The 15,027-nt window shown below is 62.3% G+C and carries 16 protein-coding genes; 15 read left to right on the forward strand and 1 reads right to left on the reverse strand.

The genetic code is table 11. The features are described 5' to 3' along the window. The first annotated feature begins 3 nt into the window (after positions 1 to 3). From hpaH to AC070A_RS07065, 11 genes are all read left to right on the forward strand, one after another. Positions 4 to 807, forward strand: a complete 804-nt coding sequence (gene hpaH, locus AC070A_RS07015; RefSeq protein WP_057251234.1) for a 2-oxo-hept-4-ene-1,7-dioate hydratase — start codon at positions 4 to 6, stop codon at positions 805 to 807. 8 nt (positions 808 to 815) lie between these two features. After that, complete coding sequence (gene hpaI, locus AC070A_RS07020; protein ID WP_057251235.1) at positions 816 to 1,628, forward strand: 4-hydroxy-2-oxoheptanedioate aldolase; 813 nt, start codon at positions 816 to 818, stop codon at positions 1,626 to 1,628. Between the two features lie 123 nt (positions 1,629 to 1,751). Beyond that, positions 1,752 to 2,012, forward strand: a complete 261-nt coding sequence (locus AC070A_RS07025) for a CopG family ribbon-helix-helix protein (RefSeq protein WP_057251236.1) — start codon at positions 1,752 to 1,754, stop codon at positions 2,010 to 2,012. Next, positions 2,012 to 2,287 (forward strand): type II toxin-antitoxin system RelE/ParE family toxin, encoded by a 276-nt coding sequence (locus tag AC070A_RS07030; RefSeq protein WP_057251237.1) that lies wholly within the window; start codon positions 2,012 to 2,014, stop codon positions 2,285 to 2,287. The genes AC070A_RS07025 and AC070A_RS07030 overlap by 1 nt, the downstream gene beginning before the upstream one ends. A 120-nt stretch (positions 2,288 to 2,407) precedes the next feature. Continuing rightward, positions 2,408 to 3,640: a peptidase T gene (gene pepT / locus AC070A_RS07035; RefSeq protein ID WP_057251238.1), complete on the forward strand. Its 1,233-nt coding sequence runs from the start codon at positions 2,408 to 2,410 to the stop codon at positions 3,638 to 3,640. A 58-nt stretch (positions 3,641 to 3,698) separates the two neighbouring features. Further along, positions 3,699 to 4,631: a helix-turn-helix domain-containing protein gene (locus AC070A_RS07040; protein ID WP_112994042.1), complete on the forward strand. Its 933-nt coding sequence runs from the start codon at positions 3,699 to 3,701 to the stop codon at positions 4,629 to 4,631. A gap of 229 nt (positions 4,632 to 4,860) precedes the next feature. Continuing rightward, the gene (locus tag AC070A_RS07045) at positions 4,861 to 6,138 is read left to right on the forward strand and encodes an ABC transporter substrate-binding protein (RefSeq protein WP_112994041.1); all 1,278 of its coding nucleotides are present in this window, start codon (positions 4,861 to 4,863) and stop codon (positions 6,136 to 6,138) included. A gap of 89 nt (positions 6,139 to 6,227) precedes the next feature. Further along, positions 6,228 to 7,088, forward strand: coding sequence for a carbohydrate ABC transporter permease (locus tag AC070A_RS07050; RefSeq protein WP_112994040.1), 861 nt, complete (start codon positions 6,228 to 6,230; stop codon positions 7,086 to 7,088). Then, on the forward strand, positions 7,088 to 7,909 hold the full coding sequence (locus AC070A_RS07055; protein WP_058322702.1) for a carbohydrate ABC transporter permease: 822 nt from the start codon (positions 7,088 to 7,090) through the stop codon (positions 7,907 to 7,909). Before AC070A_RS07050 ends, AC070A_RS07055 begins: the two co-directional genes overlap by 1 nt. Before the next feature lie 32 nt (positions 7,910 to 7,941). After that, positions 7,942 to 8,988 carry an NAD(P)-dependent alcohol dehydrogenase gene (locus AC070A_RS07060; protein ID WP_112994039.1) on the forward strand — a complete coding sequence of 349 codons (1,047 nt, stop codon included), beginning with the start codon at positions 7,942 to 7,944 and terminating at the stop codon, positions 8,986 to 8,988. A gap of 3 nt (positions 8,989 to 8,991) precedes the next feature. Then, positions 8,992 to 10,074: an ABC transporter ATP-binding protein gene (locus AC070A_RS07065; RefSeq protein WP_112994038.1), complete on the forward strand. Its 1,083-nt coding sequence runs from the start codon at positions 8,992 to 8,994 to the stop codon at positions 10,072 to 10,074. A 10-nt stretch (positions 10,075 to 10,084) separates the two neighbouring features. Here the strand turns inward: AC070A_RS07065 and AC070A_RS07070 are convergent, their stop codons facing one another. Further along, positions 10,085 to 11,233, reverse strand: a complete 1,149-nt coding sequence (locus tag AC070A_RS07070) for a hypothetical protein (protein WP_112994037.1) — start codon at positions 11,231 to 11,233, stop codon at positions 10,085 to 10,087. 554 nt (positions 11,234 to 11,787) lie between these two features. Between AC070A_RS07070 and AC070A_RS07075 the strand changes: the two genes are divergently transcribed. The 4 genes from AC070A_RS07075 to AC070A_RS07090 all read left to right on the forward strand — a co-directional run bounded on the left by AC070A_RS07075 (position 11,788) and on the right by AC070A_RS07090 (position 14,976). Then, entirely contained in the window at positions 11,788 to 12,093 is a 306-nt protein-coding gene (locus tag AC070A_RS07075; protein WP_057251244.1) for a hypothetical protein, read from the forward strand. 263 nt (positions 12,094 to 12,356) lie between these two features. Further along, positions 12,357 to 12,737, forward strand: coding sequence for a hypothetical protein (locus tag AC070A_RS07080; protein WP_057251245.1), 381 nt, complete (start codon positions 12,357 to 12,359; stop codon positions 12,735 to 12,737). 110 nt (positions 12,738 to 12,847) lie between these two features. Next, entirely contained in the window at positions 12,848 to 13,522 is a 675-nt protein-coding gene (locus AC070A_RS07085; protein WP_057251246.1) for a response regulator transcription factor, read from the forward strand. Then, a complete protein-coding gene (locus AC070A_RS07090; RefSeq protein ID WP_112994036.1) occupies positions 13,519 to 14,976 on the forward strand; it encodes a sensor histidine kinase in 1,458 nt (485 codons plus the stop codon). Before AC070A_RS07085 ends, AC070A_RS07090 begins: the two co-directional genes overlap by 4 nt. Positions 14,977 to 15,027 lie beyond the last annotated feature (51 nt).

Genomic DNA, 15,027 nt, shown 5'->3' on the forward strand with positions numbered 1-15,027 from the left:
CCCATGCTCGACAAGATCCAGATCGAGGCGGCAGCGACCGCCCTCGACACCGCCGAGCGCGAGCGCGTCCAGACCGGACTACTCTCGCTCAAGCACCCCGAGATGACCATGGACGATGCCTATGCGGTGCAGGCCGCGTGGATAAGGCAGAAGATTGCCGCGGGCCGGCGGGTGATCGGCTGGAAGATCGGCCTTACCTCCAAGGCGATGCAATATGCGCTCAACATCGACATTCCCGATTCCGGCGTGCTGTTCGACGACATGCTGTTCGAGGACGGTGCGCGCATCCCCGGCACCCGCTTCATCCAGCCGCGCATCGAGGCCGAGATCGCGTTCGTGATGAAGGCGCCGCTTACCGGCCCCAACGTCACGGTTTTCGACGTGCTGAATGCGACGGATTACGTGACGCCGGCGCTCGAAATCCTCGACACCCGCATCCTGCGCGTCGATCCGGAAACCAAGAAGGCACGCACCATCGTCGATACCATCTCCGATAACGCCGCCAATGCCGGCATCGTGCTCGGCGGCCGGCAGATGCGGCCCGACGCGGTCGACATGCGCTGGATGGGCGCAATCGTCTCACGCAACGCCGAGGTGGAGGAGACGGGGCTCGGCGCTGGCGTGCTCAACCATCCGGCCCGCGGCATCGCCTGGCTCGCCAATCGTCTCTCGCTTTACGGGGACCGGCTCGAGGCCGGCCAGATCGTGCTTGCCGGTTCCTTCATCCGCCCGGTCGAGGCCCGCCATGGCGATACCATCGTCGCCGATTTCGGACCATCCGGTACCGTCAGCTGCTTCTTCGAATAGGAACGACCATGCCCGCTCCCCGCAATCCGTTCAAACAGGCTCTCGCCGAGAAACGCACGCAGATCGGGCTGTGGCTGGCGCTCGCCAATCCCTATACCGCGGAGGTCTGTGGCGGCGCCGGCTTCGACTGGCTGCTGCTCGATGCCGAGCACGCCCCGAACGACGTGCCGCTTCTGGCGGCACAGCTTCAGGCACTCGCAGCCTCGCCAAGCCACACGATCGTCCGGCCGCCGATCGGCGAAACCTGGATGATCAAGCAGATCCTAGATATCGGCGCACAGACGCTGCTGATACCGATGGTCGAAAGCGCCGAACAGGCTCGCGCGCTGATGCGCGCCGTGCGCTATCCGCCCCACGGTGTGCGCGGTGTCGGCGCGGCCCTTGCGCGGGCGTCCGCCTTCAACCGCATCCCGGATTACCTGCAGACGGCCAACGACGAGATCTGCCTGCTGCTGCAGATCGAAAGCCGCGCCGGCCTTGCCGCCCTTGACGAGATCGCCACGATCGATGGCGTCGACGGCATCTTCATCGGCCCGGCCGACCTTGCTGCCGACATGGGTTTCCTCGGCAAGCCCGGCGCGCCGGAAGTACAAGAGGCAGTCGAAGCGGCGCTGCTGCGCATCCAGTCGCACGGTAAAGCGGCCGGCATTCTCACGTCCGATCAGACGCTCGCACGGCGTTACCTCGAGCTCGGCGCCACCTTCGTCGCCGTCGGCAACGACGTCAGCCTGCTGGTCGGCGCAACGTCTAAACTGGCCGCGGAGTTCAGGGGGGCCAAAGGTGATGCCGGAGCAGCGGGGCGATTGGGCGGTCCGTATTAATCTTGCCGGCAGCGGCACCGAATGCGAGCAGGCGCCCGATATCCCGACACCACCGGAACGCTGAACATCGTCGACTTAATCAGATTTAATCGCTATGATTAAGTTCGATCAATGGAGATGCATATGGAAACGAAAGTGCTGACGGCGCATGTTCCATTGCCGCTTGCGGAAAAGGTCGACCAGCTCGCCGCCCGCCTGGAAAGACCGCGCGGCTGGATCATCAAGCAGGCGCTTGCGGCCTGGGTTGACCAGGAAGAAGAACGACGCCGTTTGACGCTCGAGGCGCTCGCCGACGTTGATGCCGGAGGCGTCATCGATCACCAGTCGGTCCAGGCCTGGGCCGATAGCCTCGACAGCGACACGCCGCCTTCCGTTCCGCAATGATGGAGCTGAAATGGACGAAAAAGGCGCTGTCCGATCTGGCGCGCCTTTTTGAGTTTCTGGCACCAGTCAACAGAAAGGCTGCGGCGCGAACCGTCCAATCCTTGGTTGCCGCTCCGACCCATCTGGTCGAGCAGCCCCGACTCGGCGAGCGGCTGGACGAATTCGCACCCCGCGAAGTTCGCCGCCTGCTCGTTGGTCATTACGAGATGCGTTATGAGATTGACAAGACAACGATCTACATCCTCCGCATCTGGCACACACGCGAAGATCGTTGACGCATCGACATCAAGTGAGCGCGACGCGCTCCGTCGCTCAATTCATCATAGATTCCGATTTTGAGAATTCATGCGGCGGGAGTATAGCGATTCCACGCCCACCAGCATTGGATCCCGCCCATGACCGATACCGTTCTCGACCGCTTCCTTCGTTACGTCGTCATCGACACCCAGTCCGACCCGAAGTCGAAGACGCAGCCTTCAACGGAGAAGCAGAAGAACCTCGGCCGCGTGCTCGTCGAAGAATTGCTCGCCATCGGTCTTAAAGACGCGCATCTCGACGAAAACGGTTATGTCTACGCCACCATTCCTTCGAACGTGGACAGGCCAGTGCCGGTCATCTGCTGGTGCTCGCATATGGACACGGCGCCCGATTTCACCGGCACCAATGTCAAACCGCAGATCCTCAGCAACTACCAGGGCAGCGACATCCGGCTTGTGGGTGACCCGCAGCAGGTTATCCGCGTCAGCGATCACCCGGTTCTGAACGACCAGATCGGCAACGACATCGTTACCACCGACGGCACGACGCTGCTCGGCGCCGACGACAAGGCCGGCCTCGCTGAAATTGTCACGGCTGCACAGATCCTGGTCGACAATCCCGACATTAAGCACGGCACGATCAAGCTGCTCTTCACCACCGACGAGGAGATCGGCCGCGGCGTCGACAAGGTCGATCTGAAGAAGCTCGGCGCCGACTTCGCCTATACCGTCGACGGCGAGACGGCCGGGCATATCGAGGACGAGACGTTTTCCGCCGATGGCGTCGAGATCATCATTCACGGCGTTGCCATCCATCCCGGTTTCGCCAAGGACAAGATGGAGAATGCCATCAAGATCGCCGGCACGATCATTAGCCGGCTACCTCGTGACGTATCACCGGAGGGAACAGAGGGCCGAGATGGCTTCGTGCATCCGACCGGTGTGACCGGCTCCATGGACAAGGCGCAGCTTGACTTCATCGTGCGCGATTTCGACGAGGCCGGCTTGGCCAAGAAGGAGGCCATGCTCGAGGCGATCGTCAAGGACGTCATGACCGCTTTCCCGGGCTCGACCTACAGCTTCGAGGTCAAGGAACAGTATCGCAACATGAAGGCAGTGCTCGACCGCAATGCGGAAATCGTCGAGAACGCCATCGAGGCGATCCGGCGCGCCGGCATGCAGCCGGTGCGCGGCAGCATCCGCGGCGGCACGGACGGCTCGCGGCTCTCCTTCATGGGCCTGCCCTCGGCCAACCTTTTTGCCGGCGGTCATGCCTTCCACTCGCCGCTCGAATGGGTCAGCCGCCAAGACATGGAGCGGAGTGTCAAGACACTCGTCGAACTAGCGAAGATCTGGGCGGAGCGCGCCTGAGGCAACAACCTCTGCGAAGGGAGACAACGATCGGCATTTCGCGAACAGAGATCGGGCGATGAGTGCGGCGCGAGGCTCGAAACGGGCGCCGGCCAAGCCGGCTTCGCTGGCGACCAATCCGCCGACCTTCGAGCACATCGTCACCGGCGTCAACGAGACGTTTTTATGGCGTCTCGACAACTATCCCTGGGAACGGAACGTCTGGAACTTCCATCCGGAAATCGAGATCCATCTCATCCGGAAAGCCTCTGGCCTTGCCTTCGTCGGCGATCACATCGGCCAGTTCGATCCGGGCTACCTGACGGTCATCGGCAGCAATCTGCCGCATGACTGGGTGACGGCGACCGAGCCCGACGAAATCATCGAAGGTCGCGACATCGTCATCCAGTTCCATCCGGACCGGATGCGCGAGATCACCGACGCCTTGCCGGAGTTTGCCGAGCTCGAGGCCTTTTTTGCCCGCGCCGAACGCGGACTGGTATTTCACGGTGAAGCCCGCGCCGAGGGCGCGGATCTGATCGAACGCATGGGCAGCCTTCAGGGGTTCTCCCGCTTCTCGCTGTTCATCCAGCTCCTCGATCTTCTCGTCAACACCGAGGAATACGAGCTGCTCTCCTCGCCGGAATTCGCGCCAGAGCTCGACCAGCAATCGCTCGACGTGCTGCGCGGCGCTCTGGCCTTCATCTACGAGAACATCGCAACCGATATCCATCTGGCCGATCTCGCCAGGCGCGCCGGCATGAGCGAGACGGCCTTTTCCCGCTTCTTCAAGAAGAACACCGGCAACACCTTTACCGACCACGTCAACAAGCTGCGGATCTGGCAGGCTTGCAAGCTCTTGGCCGAAACCGACATGCCGATCACCGACATCTGCTTCGAGGTCGGATACCTCAACATCTCCAACTTCAACCGCACCTTCCTGCGCCAGCACAAGATGACGCCGTCGGCCTATCGACGGCTGACGGGACAGCGCCGTCCGGCACGCTTTTAGGGTCGGCTCCCGAACGCAGACGATGAATCCTTGCGTTTGCTGCACCGCAAATAGCTGATGATGGGTAGAATTACGCAAGAAAGTACAGATTAGCCGCATCGAGCGCGCTAGCTCGGTGCGTCATTGCGCCTATCATCAAGACCAGCGAAACGGTTCGCTATCGGGAAGAGCGCGTTGGATCTGAGGAGTTTCCGGCGCGTATCGCAAAGACCTTGGGGAGGTCCTTCACATGACAAAACCAAAGACGCTCGTTTCGAGCATCGCCTTCGCATGCCTTCTTTCCACCGGCCTGACGACACTGGCGGTCGCTGCCGAATGCTCCGGCACGATCAAGGTGCTGGCCCAGCCGCGCGACGGCCTGACGCTGCTCGAAGACTACAAGTCCGAATTCGAGAAGCTCTCCGGCGGTGCATCCTTCGAGATCGACTATCTCAACGAAAACGACCGGCGCGCCAAGACCAAGGCCGACGCTTCGACCATCGGCAAGTACAACGTCTATTACATCGACGAGGCCAACGTCGCGCTCTTTGCGTCCGCCGGCTGGGTCGCGCCATTGATGGACTACTATCCTGCAGACTACGACTATGCCGATTTCGATCCCGGCCGGCAGAAGGTCGCGACCTATGACGGCAAGGTCTGGTTTGCGCCGATCACCGGCGGCGGTGACCTCATGGTCTACCGCAAGGACCTGCTCGAAGCGGCCGGCATCGCGCCGCCGAAGACGCTCGACGAATACATCGCCGCGGTGAAGAAGCTCAATCAACCGGACCAGGGCATCTATGGCACGGCACTGCGCGGCCAGCGCGGCTCGGGCGCCAATGTCTGGCGCTGGATGCCATTCTTCAAGGGGTTCGGCGGCAACTGGTTCGACGGCAAGACGCCGGTCTTCGACGGCGAACAGGCAGTCAAGGCGACCGAGACCTATCTCGAACTGTTCAAGTACTCGGCACCGGGCAGCCAGACCGGCGGCTGGGACGAGGCAGTCGGCGCCTTCACCTCCGGCCAGGTGGCGATGCTCATCGAATCCACCCCGCTCGTCGGCATGGCGATCGATCCGAAATCCTCGAAGGTGGCGGGCAAGGTCGGCTACCTGCCGCCTCCGGCACCGCTGACGGGCGGCGGCTACGGCCATGGTCTCGCGATCGGCGTGAAGGCCAACAAGGACGAGGCCTCCAAGACATGCGCCGGTCTGTTCATCGCGTGGGCGACCTCCAAGGAAAACGAGGCGCGGCGGCTCGAGGCCAATCAGTTCAGCGAGCTCAACCGCACCAGCATCATGACCAGCCCGAAATTCGCCGAGCTCTACGGCCCCGATCTCGGCCAGGCGCTCGCCGACACCGGCAAGGTCACTGCCGTCAATTTCTGGCAGAGCCCGCAATGGCCTGACCTCGGCGACCGTTGGGGCATCATCCTGGAAGAGCTGATCACCGGAACGCGCAGCGACATCAAGGAAGGCCTCGACGAGCTCGACGGCTTTGCAAAGGACCTGGTTGCCCGCAGCCAGTAACACCGTTCCTCCCAGGGTCCATCGGCAGGCTGAAAGCCGCGCCGGTGGACCGCCGCACCATCGGCGCGACAAGCCGTAGGACGTCTCACATGAAGCAGAAAAACAGCCTGCCGGCGGTGTTCCTCACCCCGGCCATGGGGATCCTCGCCGTGCTGGCACTCGTGCCGACGGCCTATGCGATCTACATTTCCTTCCAGAACCGCGAGCTAAGCCGTCCCGACGGCAACCTCATCGGCTTCGCCAACTATATCGACCTCTTCTCTGATCGGCGTTTCATCAACGCCATCGGCGTCTCCCTGACATGGGAAGCGGTGACCGTCGGCATGACGCTTCTGATCGCCGTCGGCCTCGGCATACTTCTGTTCGAATGCGTCTCGCCGCGCACACGCAATCTGCTGACGCTCTTGTTTCTGGTGCCGGTGATCCTACCGCGCGTTTCGGCCGCCTTCGTCTGGAAGTTCGCCTTTCATCCGCTCTATGGCATAGCAACCTATCCCTACAAGGCGATCACAGGCCAGCCGCTCGACCTGCTCTCCAATCCGGCAACCGCACTTGCGACCGTCGCGCTCGTCGACGTCTGGCAATGGGGCCTGTTCTTCGCCGTCATCGTGCTGAAGTTGCTGGAGACGCTGCCGCCACAGCCGTTCGAGGCGGCAAGGCTCGACCACGCCCGCACCTGGGAGATCTACGCCTTCATCGCCCTGCCGATGCTGAAGGCGCCACTGATCTCGCTCGCCTTCGTCAAGATGATCGAGTCGCTGCGCGCCTTCGACCTGATCTACGTCATGACCCGCGGCGGCCCCGGCATCGCGACTGAGACACTCGACATGTACGCCTTTTCGCAAGGCTTCATCGAGTCCGGCCGCATTTCCTATGCCTCGAGCATGGCCGTGCTGATGATGATCGCCACCTCGATCGCCTTCACCTTCATCTGGAAGAGGGTCCAGTGATGACCGCACATACCCTTGGCCGCCTCATCGGTCGGCTGATCCTCGGCCTTGCCGCCTTCTCCGCCGTCTTTCCGATGTTCTGGACGGCGCTCAACGCCTTCAAGAACCGCGTCGACATCGTCACGCCGACGCCGCTCTTCATCTTCGAGCCGACACTCGACAACTTCGCCTATGTGCTCGGCCGTGAAAGCGTCTTTGCCGGCCTCGTCAACTCGCTGCTGATATCGGGCGCTGCGGTTCTGATCGGTGCCGCGCTCGGCCTACCCGCTGCCTATGCGATCGCGCGTTATCCAAACCGCTGGTCCCGCGACATCCAGTTCTTCGTGCTGTCCCTGCGTTTCCTGCCGCCGGTGGCGATCGCCATTCCGCTGATGGTCATCTGGCTCGACTTCGGGCTTTACGACACGCGTCTGTCGATGATCGTCACCTATTCGCTGCTGACGCTCGCGACCATTATCTGGCTCAGCGTCCCGGCCTTTGCCCGGGTGCCGAAGGAAGTCGAGGAAGCGGCCCGCGTCGATGGCTACGGTCCCTATGCGATCTTCTTCCTGATTGCGCTGCCGATCGCACTCCGCTCGCTAATTGGCGCCGTTGCCTTTGCCTTCGTGCTCGTCTGGAACGAGTTCCTGATCGCACTGATGCTGACGACGTCGGACGCCAAGACGCTGCCGATCGTCGCCTCGGAACTGACCCAGCTCGGCCGTGACGTGCCCTGGGGCATCCTCAACGCCTCCGTCGTGCTGCTCTCCATTCCACCGCTGCTCTTCATCGGGGTCCTAAGCGGCATGCTCAACAGCGCCTTCAAGCGCAAGACACAATGAAACCCGAGACTGGAAAAACAAGGAAATCCTTCATGCAAGCGTTGGTCCTCGAGCAAAAAGGCAAGCTCGCGCTCAGGGAGATCGATCTCCCGCTGGAACTCGGCCCGGATGACGTCAAGATCGCCATCCACACGGTCGGCGTCTGCGGCAGCGATGTGCACTATTACACCCACGGCGCCATCGGCCCCTATGTGGTGCGCGAACCGATGGTGCTCGGCCACGAGGCGGCCGGCACCGTCGTCGCAGTCGGCAGCAATGTCGAAACGCTTCAAGTCGGCGACCGTGTCTGCATGGAACCGGGTGTTCCGGATCTTTCGTCCCGCGCCTCCAAGCTCGGCATCTACAATGTCGATCCTAAGGTGCGTTTCTGGGCGACGCCACCGGTGCATGGCGTCCTGACGCCCTTCTCCGTCCACCCAGCTGCCTTCACCTACAAGCTCCCTGATAACGTCTCCTTTGCCGAAGGGGCGATGGTCGAGCCCTTCGCCATCGGCATGCAGGCGGCCGCCCGTGCCCGGATCGCACCCGGCGACGTCGCTGCCGTCATCGGCTGCGGACCGATCGGCATCATGGTGGCGCTGGCCGCCCTTGCCGGCGGCTGCAGCCGTGTCTTCATCTCCGATTTCAGCGCCGAGAAGCTGGCGATCGCCGCCCAATATCCGGGCATCATCCCGGTCAACATCGCTGATCGCGCCTTTGCCGACGTCATCGCCACCGAGACCGGCGGCTGGGGCGCTGACATCGTGTTCGAAGCAAGCGGCAGTGCCAAGGCATTCTCCGGCATCTTCGACCTGGTCCGCCCGGGTGGTGCCATCGTGCTGGTCGGATTGCCCGTCGAAGCCGTCCAGTTCGACGTACCGGGCGCGATCTCGAAGGAGGTCCGCATCGAAACGGTGTTCCGCTACGCCAACATCTTCGACCGTGCCCTGCAACTGATCGCTTCGGGCAAGGTCGACCTCAAGCCGCTGATCACCGAAACCTTCCGGTTTGCGGACAGCATAAAGGCGTTCGAGCGAGCCGCCTCGGCCCGGCCGACGGATATCAAGCTGCAGATCCTCATGGACAGCGGGAAGGATTGAGCCATGGCGAACATCGTCTGCTCCAACGTCGACAAGCTATATGGCGCCGTCGACGTCATCAGGGATTTCAACCTCGATGTGGCCGATCACGAGTTCATCGTGTTTCTCGGGCCTTCGGGCTGCGGCAAGTCCACACTTCTGCGCATGATCGCGGGCCTTGAGGATATTTCCGGCGGCTCCGTCTCGATCGGAGGGCGGACGGTCAACGACCTGCCGCCACGCGACCGCGGCGTTGCCATGGTTTTCCAGAACTACGCGCTCTACCCGCACATGACGATCTACGACAACATCGCCTTCGGACTGAAGCGTATGAAGGTGCCGAAGGCGGAGATCGACACGCGCATCCGTGCTGTGGCTGCGACGCTGGGGCTCGAGCCCTATCTCACCCGCAAGCCCACAGAGTTGTCCGGCGGACAACAACAACGCGTCGCCATCGCCCGCGCCATGATTAAGACGCCGCGGGTCTTCCTCTTCGACGAACCGCTTTCCAATCTCGACGCCAAGCTTCGCAACCACATGCGCGTCGAGATCGCACGGCTGCACCAGAAGCTGAAGACCACGACCATCTATGTGACGCACGACCAACTGGAGGCGATGACGCTCGCAGACCGCATCGTGCTGATGAAGGGCGGCGCGATCGAGCAGGTCGGCACACCCGCCGAAATCTACGAGCGCCCGCGCACCCTCTTCGTCGCCGGCTTCATCGGCACGCCGAACATGAACTTCATCGACGTCGCCACCGAGAAGACCGAAGGCGGATGGCTGCTGCGCAGTGCCGGCGGCAACTTCTCGATCCCGGATGGAAAGTACGCCCTGCGCCATGGCCAACCGCTGGTGCTCGGCATACGGCCGGCGGATCTGAAAATCGCCGAGGCCGGCGCCAATCGCATGTCAGGCATTGCCGATCTCGTCGAGTTTCACGGCAATGACGCGTTGGTGACGTTCCTCTTTGCCGGCAAGGAAATCGGCGCGCTGGTCAAGGCCAGCGCCTGCCCGAAACCGGGCGACGCTGTCACCTTCGCGGTCGAGCCCGAAGGTCTCCACCTCTTCGATCGGGAAAGCGGTATCTCCCTGCTGAAATCCTGAGACGCCTTCGTCAGTTCGGATTTGCAAATGAGGCGGCCGGGAGCGGTCCGGCCGTCATCAGCGTAAAATCGAACGGCGCGCGGACGTCGGCATCAAGCACATATTGCCGGTGGACCCGAAGAAAATCGCGCTTGATCCTGCGATAGCGTTCCGGTGAAAGCATGTGCTTTAGCCGTATGAAGACGATCGGTGGCTGGGGCGCATCATGGTGCCCGGCCAGTGCCACGACCTGGCACCGGTAGAAGTTGATCGCATCGGTCAGGCATTGGACGTCGAACCAGAAGATGTCCTTCACACGGGCGATCGCGCCGACGCGCGCCCGCAAGACCTCGGCCGAGCGAAGCAATGCGCATTGCAGGATCGCGCCGCCGAGCGTGACAAAGACGACCCGCTTTCCCGCAAACAGGCTCGGCTCCCTTTCCACCAAAGTGCCGATCACCTGAGTGGCGATGCTTGAGCCCATGCTGTGGGAGCTGATGACGTATTCGTCGGCCGGCTCGCTGAGTGCCGCCCGCACGGACGCCAGGTTATCCTCAACCCACTGCTGGAAATAGGGTTTTTCCAGCCTGGCGACCGCGACGGCCAGCTCCCAATCGGAAAAAAGGTGCAGCGTATGCCACCGGTCCGACCAGGGAAGAAAGAGCCGGAAGAAGGCCATATGGGCAACGATTGCGCTTAGGATCAGAAGGGATGTGTCAAGCGCAAGCCAGTAGGGCGCGGTGACGATCAGCACGCTCAGAGCGAGCGCGATTGCCACCAGCAGGAATGGGAAGAGGAAGAACAACCCGAAGCGCCATGCATGCCTGAAGTAGGAAAAAGCACCACCTTCCCAGACGACGCGCGCGGCACTCGAATATCCCGCAACCATTCTGCGCAGCGTCGACCGGCCGTTCAGGCTTTTGACGATTTCGTCGTGATCGAATAAATAGACGCGGCTCGACGTTTGCCAGTCGGCACCTTGACTGTCGACATCGAAGTAGCGGCTTTGCCCTTCGGTCTGTACCGGTCCCACCTCGACCTCGAAGTCCTGAAGCTTGGCGGTCTTCACCGCCGATCGCTTGTAGCGCGCCTGGTGCCTGACGGCATCCAAGGGCTCAAAGCCCGGAAAGTGCAGCACGATACGTTTCGTGACGTGCCCGGAGGGTTTGTCGTATGACAAGTGGATGATCTCTCGAAAGGCGCAAAATGCCCGCCCCTGCCTCCCCGAAAAGGAGGCGGAAGCGGGCGCTCGGTGAGCGCCGGGTGGTCCCAGCCTGCGGGAAGAGGTCGACAATCTCGGTGTCGAGAATATGGCCGAATGAAACGATACAACGGTGTTGGCAAGATTTTTTTGACGCAGCCGATCCGAAACGCGACCTTCCGCCGGTACTGCGGAGGCGCTGCCTGAAAACGCCACTATGCTCCAGCCTCTATGGGTTCTTTATGCCCCGCACCTGACTTCCCAAGCGATTTCCTACCTTGGTTCGAGCTAACAGGAGGCGGCGCGAACCCCGATGGCTCCGCCTTCTTAGCGCCGTTTTTCGATGGCTTGAGACGCGCCGTGCCGCCGGGAACATCGCCGGCATGCGGTACGTGTTATCTTTGCAATATGCGGCCTGGTTGCAACGGTGGGTAGACGCCCATCGCGCCCCGCGTGGCAACGACGAGAGAAATGCATAGACGCCTCGGCATCGGTCCTCCCCGGTTCCGGAATGTCTCACGACGAGCAAGACAATGAAATTCACGAACGGGTTCAAGCCCAGCCCCAAGACCAGCCGCCGATTGCCGACGGAATACTTCATTCTGGCGGATATCGCATTTGAGGGCGCCGTGATCGGCTCCCTTGCCGGCAGGCCCATACGGGAAGCGGTAAGGGATGGCAGCGGCCTTTGCTATCGCTTCGTCGGCGTGGCTCCGCGGCTCGCGGGTGGCGGCTTTGACGTGTTGTCGCTTCGCTCCGGCGAGTGGATCGTGGAGCCCGGCCTTGTTTACGCAGCCGATACGGCCACATCAAAGAAAGAAGCGAATCTGGCCGCCTGAGCTGCACCGCCTCGCGGTCAGGAAGCCACCCAGTTCACGGCTCTTTTCCGGCAGGCGTCAAACATCTCCGCGATCTGACGCTGGCTTGTCTGCGGGCCACACGCCGCCCTCCCGCAATGTCCCTGTAATCTTGCCCCTTTAGCAGCGGGTTGTCGCCGCCTCGACCCGAAATAACAATCGGGCATGCGGCAGGTCAAAGCACGACCGCAGGCTTTGTGCGTCCGGGTGGACGCCTGGCGATGCGGGACAAACCGGGATCCGTCATGTTCTTCAGCAAAGGGCGCCGCGCCCTCGCATGTTTTGCCGCTACCGCGCTGCTCCTCGCCGGCTGCGCTTCCGACACCATGAAAACCTATATCGGCCAGCCGGTCGAATCCGTCATCATCGACTACGGTCCGCCGACGAACATTCTTGATCTCAGTTGGAACGAACGGGCCTATCAATGGCGCAAGATCTCGACGAATGTCGTCTCCGGCACATCGAGTGGTGAAATCAAGGACACGCGCCGAGGAATGCGCTACGAGGAATACTCGACGCCGGGCTACGTCGAAGAGCAGGAATGCTTCTATACCTTCTACGCGCGCATGCAGCAGGGCCGCTGGTACATCACCAATTTCCGCCAGCCGAAGCTGGAATGCGAGTGATGGCTTCTACCTCACTGGCGAGGCGGATGAAATTCGTTGTAAGTATTTGAATTTGTGTATGTTTTCATTAAGTAACCTGCTCAGGAAGAACTGCAATCGGGAGAACTGGCATGCGCATCCTGCTGCTGGAAGACGAGCCGGAGATGGCCTCGGCCCTGAAGGCGGCGCTGGAGCGGCGTCAGGTGATCGTCGATCACGTTGCGACGCTGGCCGATGCCGAAGCCGTCGCCGAGCTCTGGCCCTATGACGTCGTCGTGCTCGATCGCCGTGTGCCGGATGGCGAGGGCCTGGACCTCATTCCGAAGCTGCGCGGCCTCGGTGTCGGCGCGCCCGTATTGATGCTGACGGCGTTGGGGTCGATCAACGACCGCGTCGCCGGGCTCGATGCCGGTGCCGACGACTATCTGTCCAAGCCGTTTGCCGTCGAAGAACTGATGGCCCGGCTGCGGGCGCTCGCCCGCCGCCCCGTCTCATTGAAAGCCGAGCAGACCAAGGTCGGACGCCTGATCTACGACTTCCATCACCGCGAAGCGGCCGTGGACGACAAGCCCCTCGATCTCCTGCGCAGAGAACGTCTTGCGCTCGAAGCCTTGATGCGTCGACCGGGCCGAACCGTGCTCAGGGCGACATTGGAGGAATCGGTCTACGCCATGGAAGACGAGATCGAATCCAATGCGCTCGACTCGCATCTTTCACGCCTGCGCCGGAAGCTCGATGATGTCGGTGCCGGCGTCGAGATCAGGGCCATCCGCAACCTCGGCTATCTCCTGCGCGCAACGACATGACGAAGGCTCGGCCCCGCTCGCTGCAATGGGTGCTCGTGCGCCGCCTCATCCTGCTGCAGGCGGCAACGCTGTTTGTCTTTATCGGCCTGCTTTTCGTGGCATTGTTCATCGTCCAGCCGCGCCTCCTCGTCGACAATGAAGCGGCGGTGGATGTTCTCGACCGCGCCGTCGGGCGCGATGCGAGCGGCGCGTTGATGGTGCGTGAGTCCGAAGAGCTGCGCGAGCTACGCCAGGCCCACCCCAATCTCTGGTTCATCGTCCGCGACGACGCCGGTCAGGTTCTCCGACAGGGAAACGTTCCTCCTCCCTATGACGAAAGCGGCGGCGACCTGCTCCGACGTGTGGAGGGCGCGAAGCTGCTCTTCGATGATGGCGGAACGCTACCGGACGCGGTCCTCCACAACGCCGACACCGACGCCGGCCGCGTTCAGATCATCACCTCGACCGTTGCTTCGCGGCGCGACGATGGCCCGCTGGACGTGCAGATCAGCATCAATGTCGACATGGCACGCGACCTCGACGGCACGACGACCTGGACCGAGGTCGTACCGATGATTGCGCTGCTCATCCTCTGCTTCCTGCTGCCGATCGTTCTGGTCATGGGTGTGACCACATTGGTCACGGCACCGGCCGTCGTTCGGCGTTCCTTGGCGAGCCTCATATCGACCGCTGACCAGGCCGGCCGCATCGATATCGACAATCGCGCGGTTCAGCTCGAAACCGAACAGGTACCGACCGAGATCGCCCCCTTGGTGCGGGCCTTCAACAAGGCTCTGGCGCGGCTCGGCGAGGGATATGACCAGCGCAACCGCTTCCTGACCGACGCAGCGCACGAATTGCGCACCCCGATCGCGATCCTCAGAACCCGTGCCGAACTTCTGCAGGAAGCCCCGGAAAGCGCCCGCCTGAGGCTGGATATCGAGCGTCTGTCCCACCTCGCCCAACAGCTCCTCGACCGGCAGGTGCTCGAGCATGCCGGCGGCGCACTCGAAGTGGTAGACCTTGTTGCGCTCGCAAGAAACATCGCCGCCGACTTTGCGCCGTTGGCGTTCGAAGCAGGCTACGAGCTGGCGTTCGAAACCGAGGTGCCGGAGGCCCGTGTCAGCGCTCGGCCACGCCAGATCGAGCAGGCTGTCGCCAATCTCTTGCGCAACGCCATCGAACATGGCGGCGGCACCGGCACGATCACCGTGCAGGTCAATGCCGCGGGCGGGTTGGAAATCCAGGACGAGGGCCCCGGAATTCCTGTCGAGGAACGCGAGCGCGTATTCGAGCCTTTCTATCGCTTGCGTCCACGTTCCACCGGCGCCGGTTTGGGGCTCAATCTGGCACGGGAGATCGCCCGTCTGCATGGTGGCCGTGTCGACATCCTTGCCGGCCCGTGGCAGGGGGCCCGCGTCCGCTTGCACTTGCCGCTTCTCGACGGGAGCCACTTGGCGCACCAATCGGCGTGAATGCGGACGTAACTATCCCCTTTTCTCAAAAGCTATCGGCTTCCCCCTTAT

It is taken from the genome of Ensifer sp. GW101-20A05 (assembly GCF_059424735.1).

Excerpts from the sequence above, each read along its gene's own strand:
- hpaH (WP_057251234.1), top strand. The coding sequence starts at position 4 with ATGCTCGACAAGATCCAGATCGAGGCGGCAGCGACCGCCCTCGACACC.
- hpaI (WP_057251235.1), top strand. The coding sequence starts at position 816 with ATGCCCGCTCCCCGCAATCCGTTCAAACAGGCTCTCGCCGAGAAACGC.
- AC070A_RS07025 (WP_057251236.1), top strand. The coding sequence starts at position 1,752 with ATGGAAACGAAAGTGCTGACGGCGCATGTTCCATTGCCGCTTGCGGAA.
- AC070A_RS07030 (WP_057251237.1), top strand. The coding sequence starts at position 2,012 with ATGGAGCTGAAATGGACGAAAAAGGCGCTGTCCGATCTGGCGCGCCTT.
- pepT (WP_057251238.1), top strand. The coding sequence starts at position 2,408 with ATGACCGATACCGTTCTCGACCGCTTCCTTCGTTACGTCGTCATCGAC.
- AC070A_RS07040 (WP_112994042.1), top strand. The coding sequence starts at position 3,699 with ATGAGTGCGGCGCGAGGCTCGAAACGGGCGCCGGCCAAGCCGGCTTCG.
- AC070A_RS07045 (WP_112994041.1), top strand. The coding sequence starts at position 4,861 with ATGACAAAACCAAAGACGCTCGTTTCGAGCATCGCCTTCGCATGCCTT.
- AC070A_RS07050 (WP_112994040.1), top strand. The coding sequence starts at position 6,228 with ATGAAGCAGAAAAACAGCCTGCCGGCGGTGTTCCTCACCCCGGCCATG.
- AC070A_RS07055 (WP_058322702.1), top strand. The coding sequence starts at position 7,088 with ATGACCGCACATACCCTTGGCCGCCTCATCGGTCGGCTGATCCTCGGC.
- AC070A_RS07060 (WP_112994039.1), top strand. The coding sequence starts at position 7,942 with ATGCAAGCGTTGGTCCTCGAGCAAAAAGGCAAGCTCGCGCTCAGGGAG.
- AC070A_RS07065 (WP_112994038.1), top strand. The coding sequence starts at position 8,992 with ATGGCGAACATCGTCTGCTCCAACGTCGACAAGCTATATGGCGCCGTC.
- AC070A_RS07075 (WP_057251244.1), top strand. The coding sequence starts at position 11,788 with ATGAAATTCACGAACGGGTTCAAGCCCAGCCCCAAGACCAGCCGCCGA.
- AC070A_RS07080 (WP_057251245.1), top strand. The coding sequence starts at position 12,357 with ATGTTCTTCAGCAAAGGGCGCCGCGCCCTCGCATGTTTTGCCGCTACC.
- AC070A_RS07085 (WP_057251246.1), top strand. The coding sequence starts at position 12,848 with ATGCGCATCCTGCTGCTGGAAGACGAGCCGGAGATGGCCTCGGCCCTG.
- AC070A_RS07090 (WP_112994036.1), top strand. The coding sequence starts at position 13,519 with ATGACGAAGGCTCGGCCCCGCTCGCTGCAATGGGTGCTCGTGCGCCGC.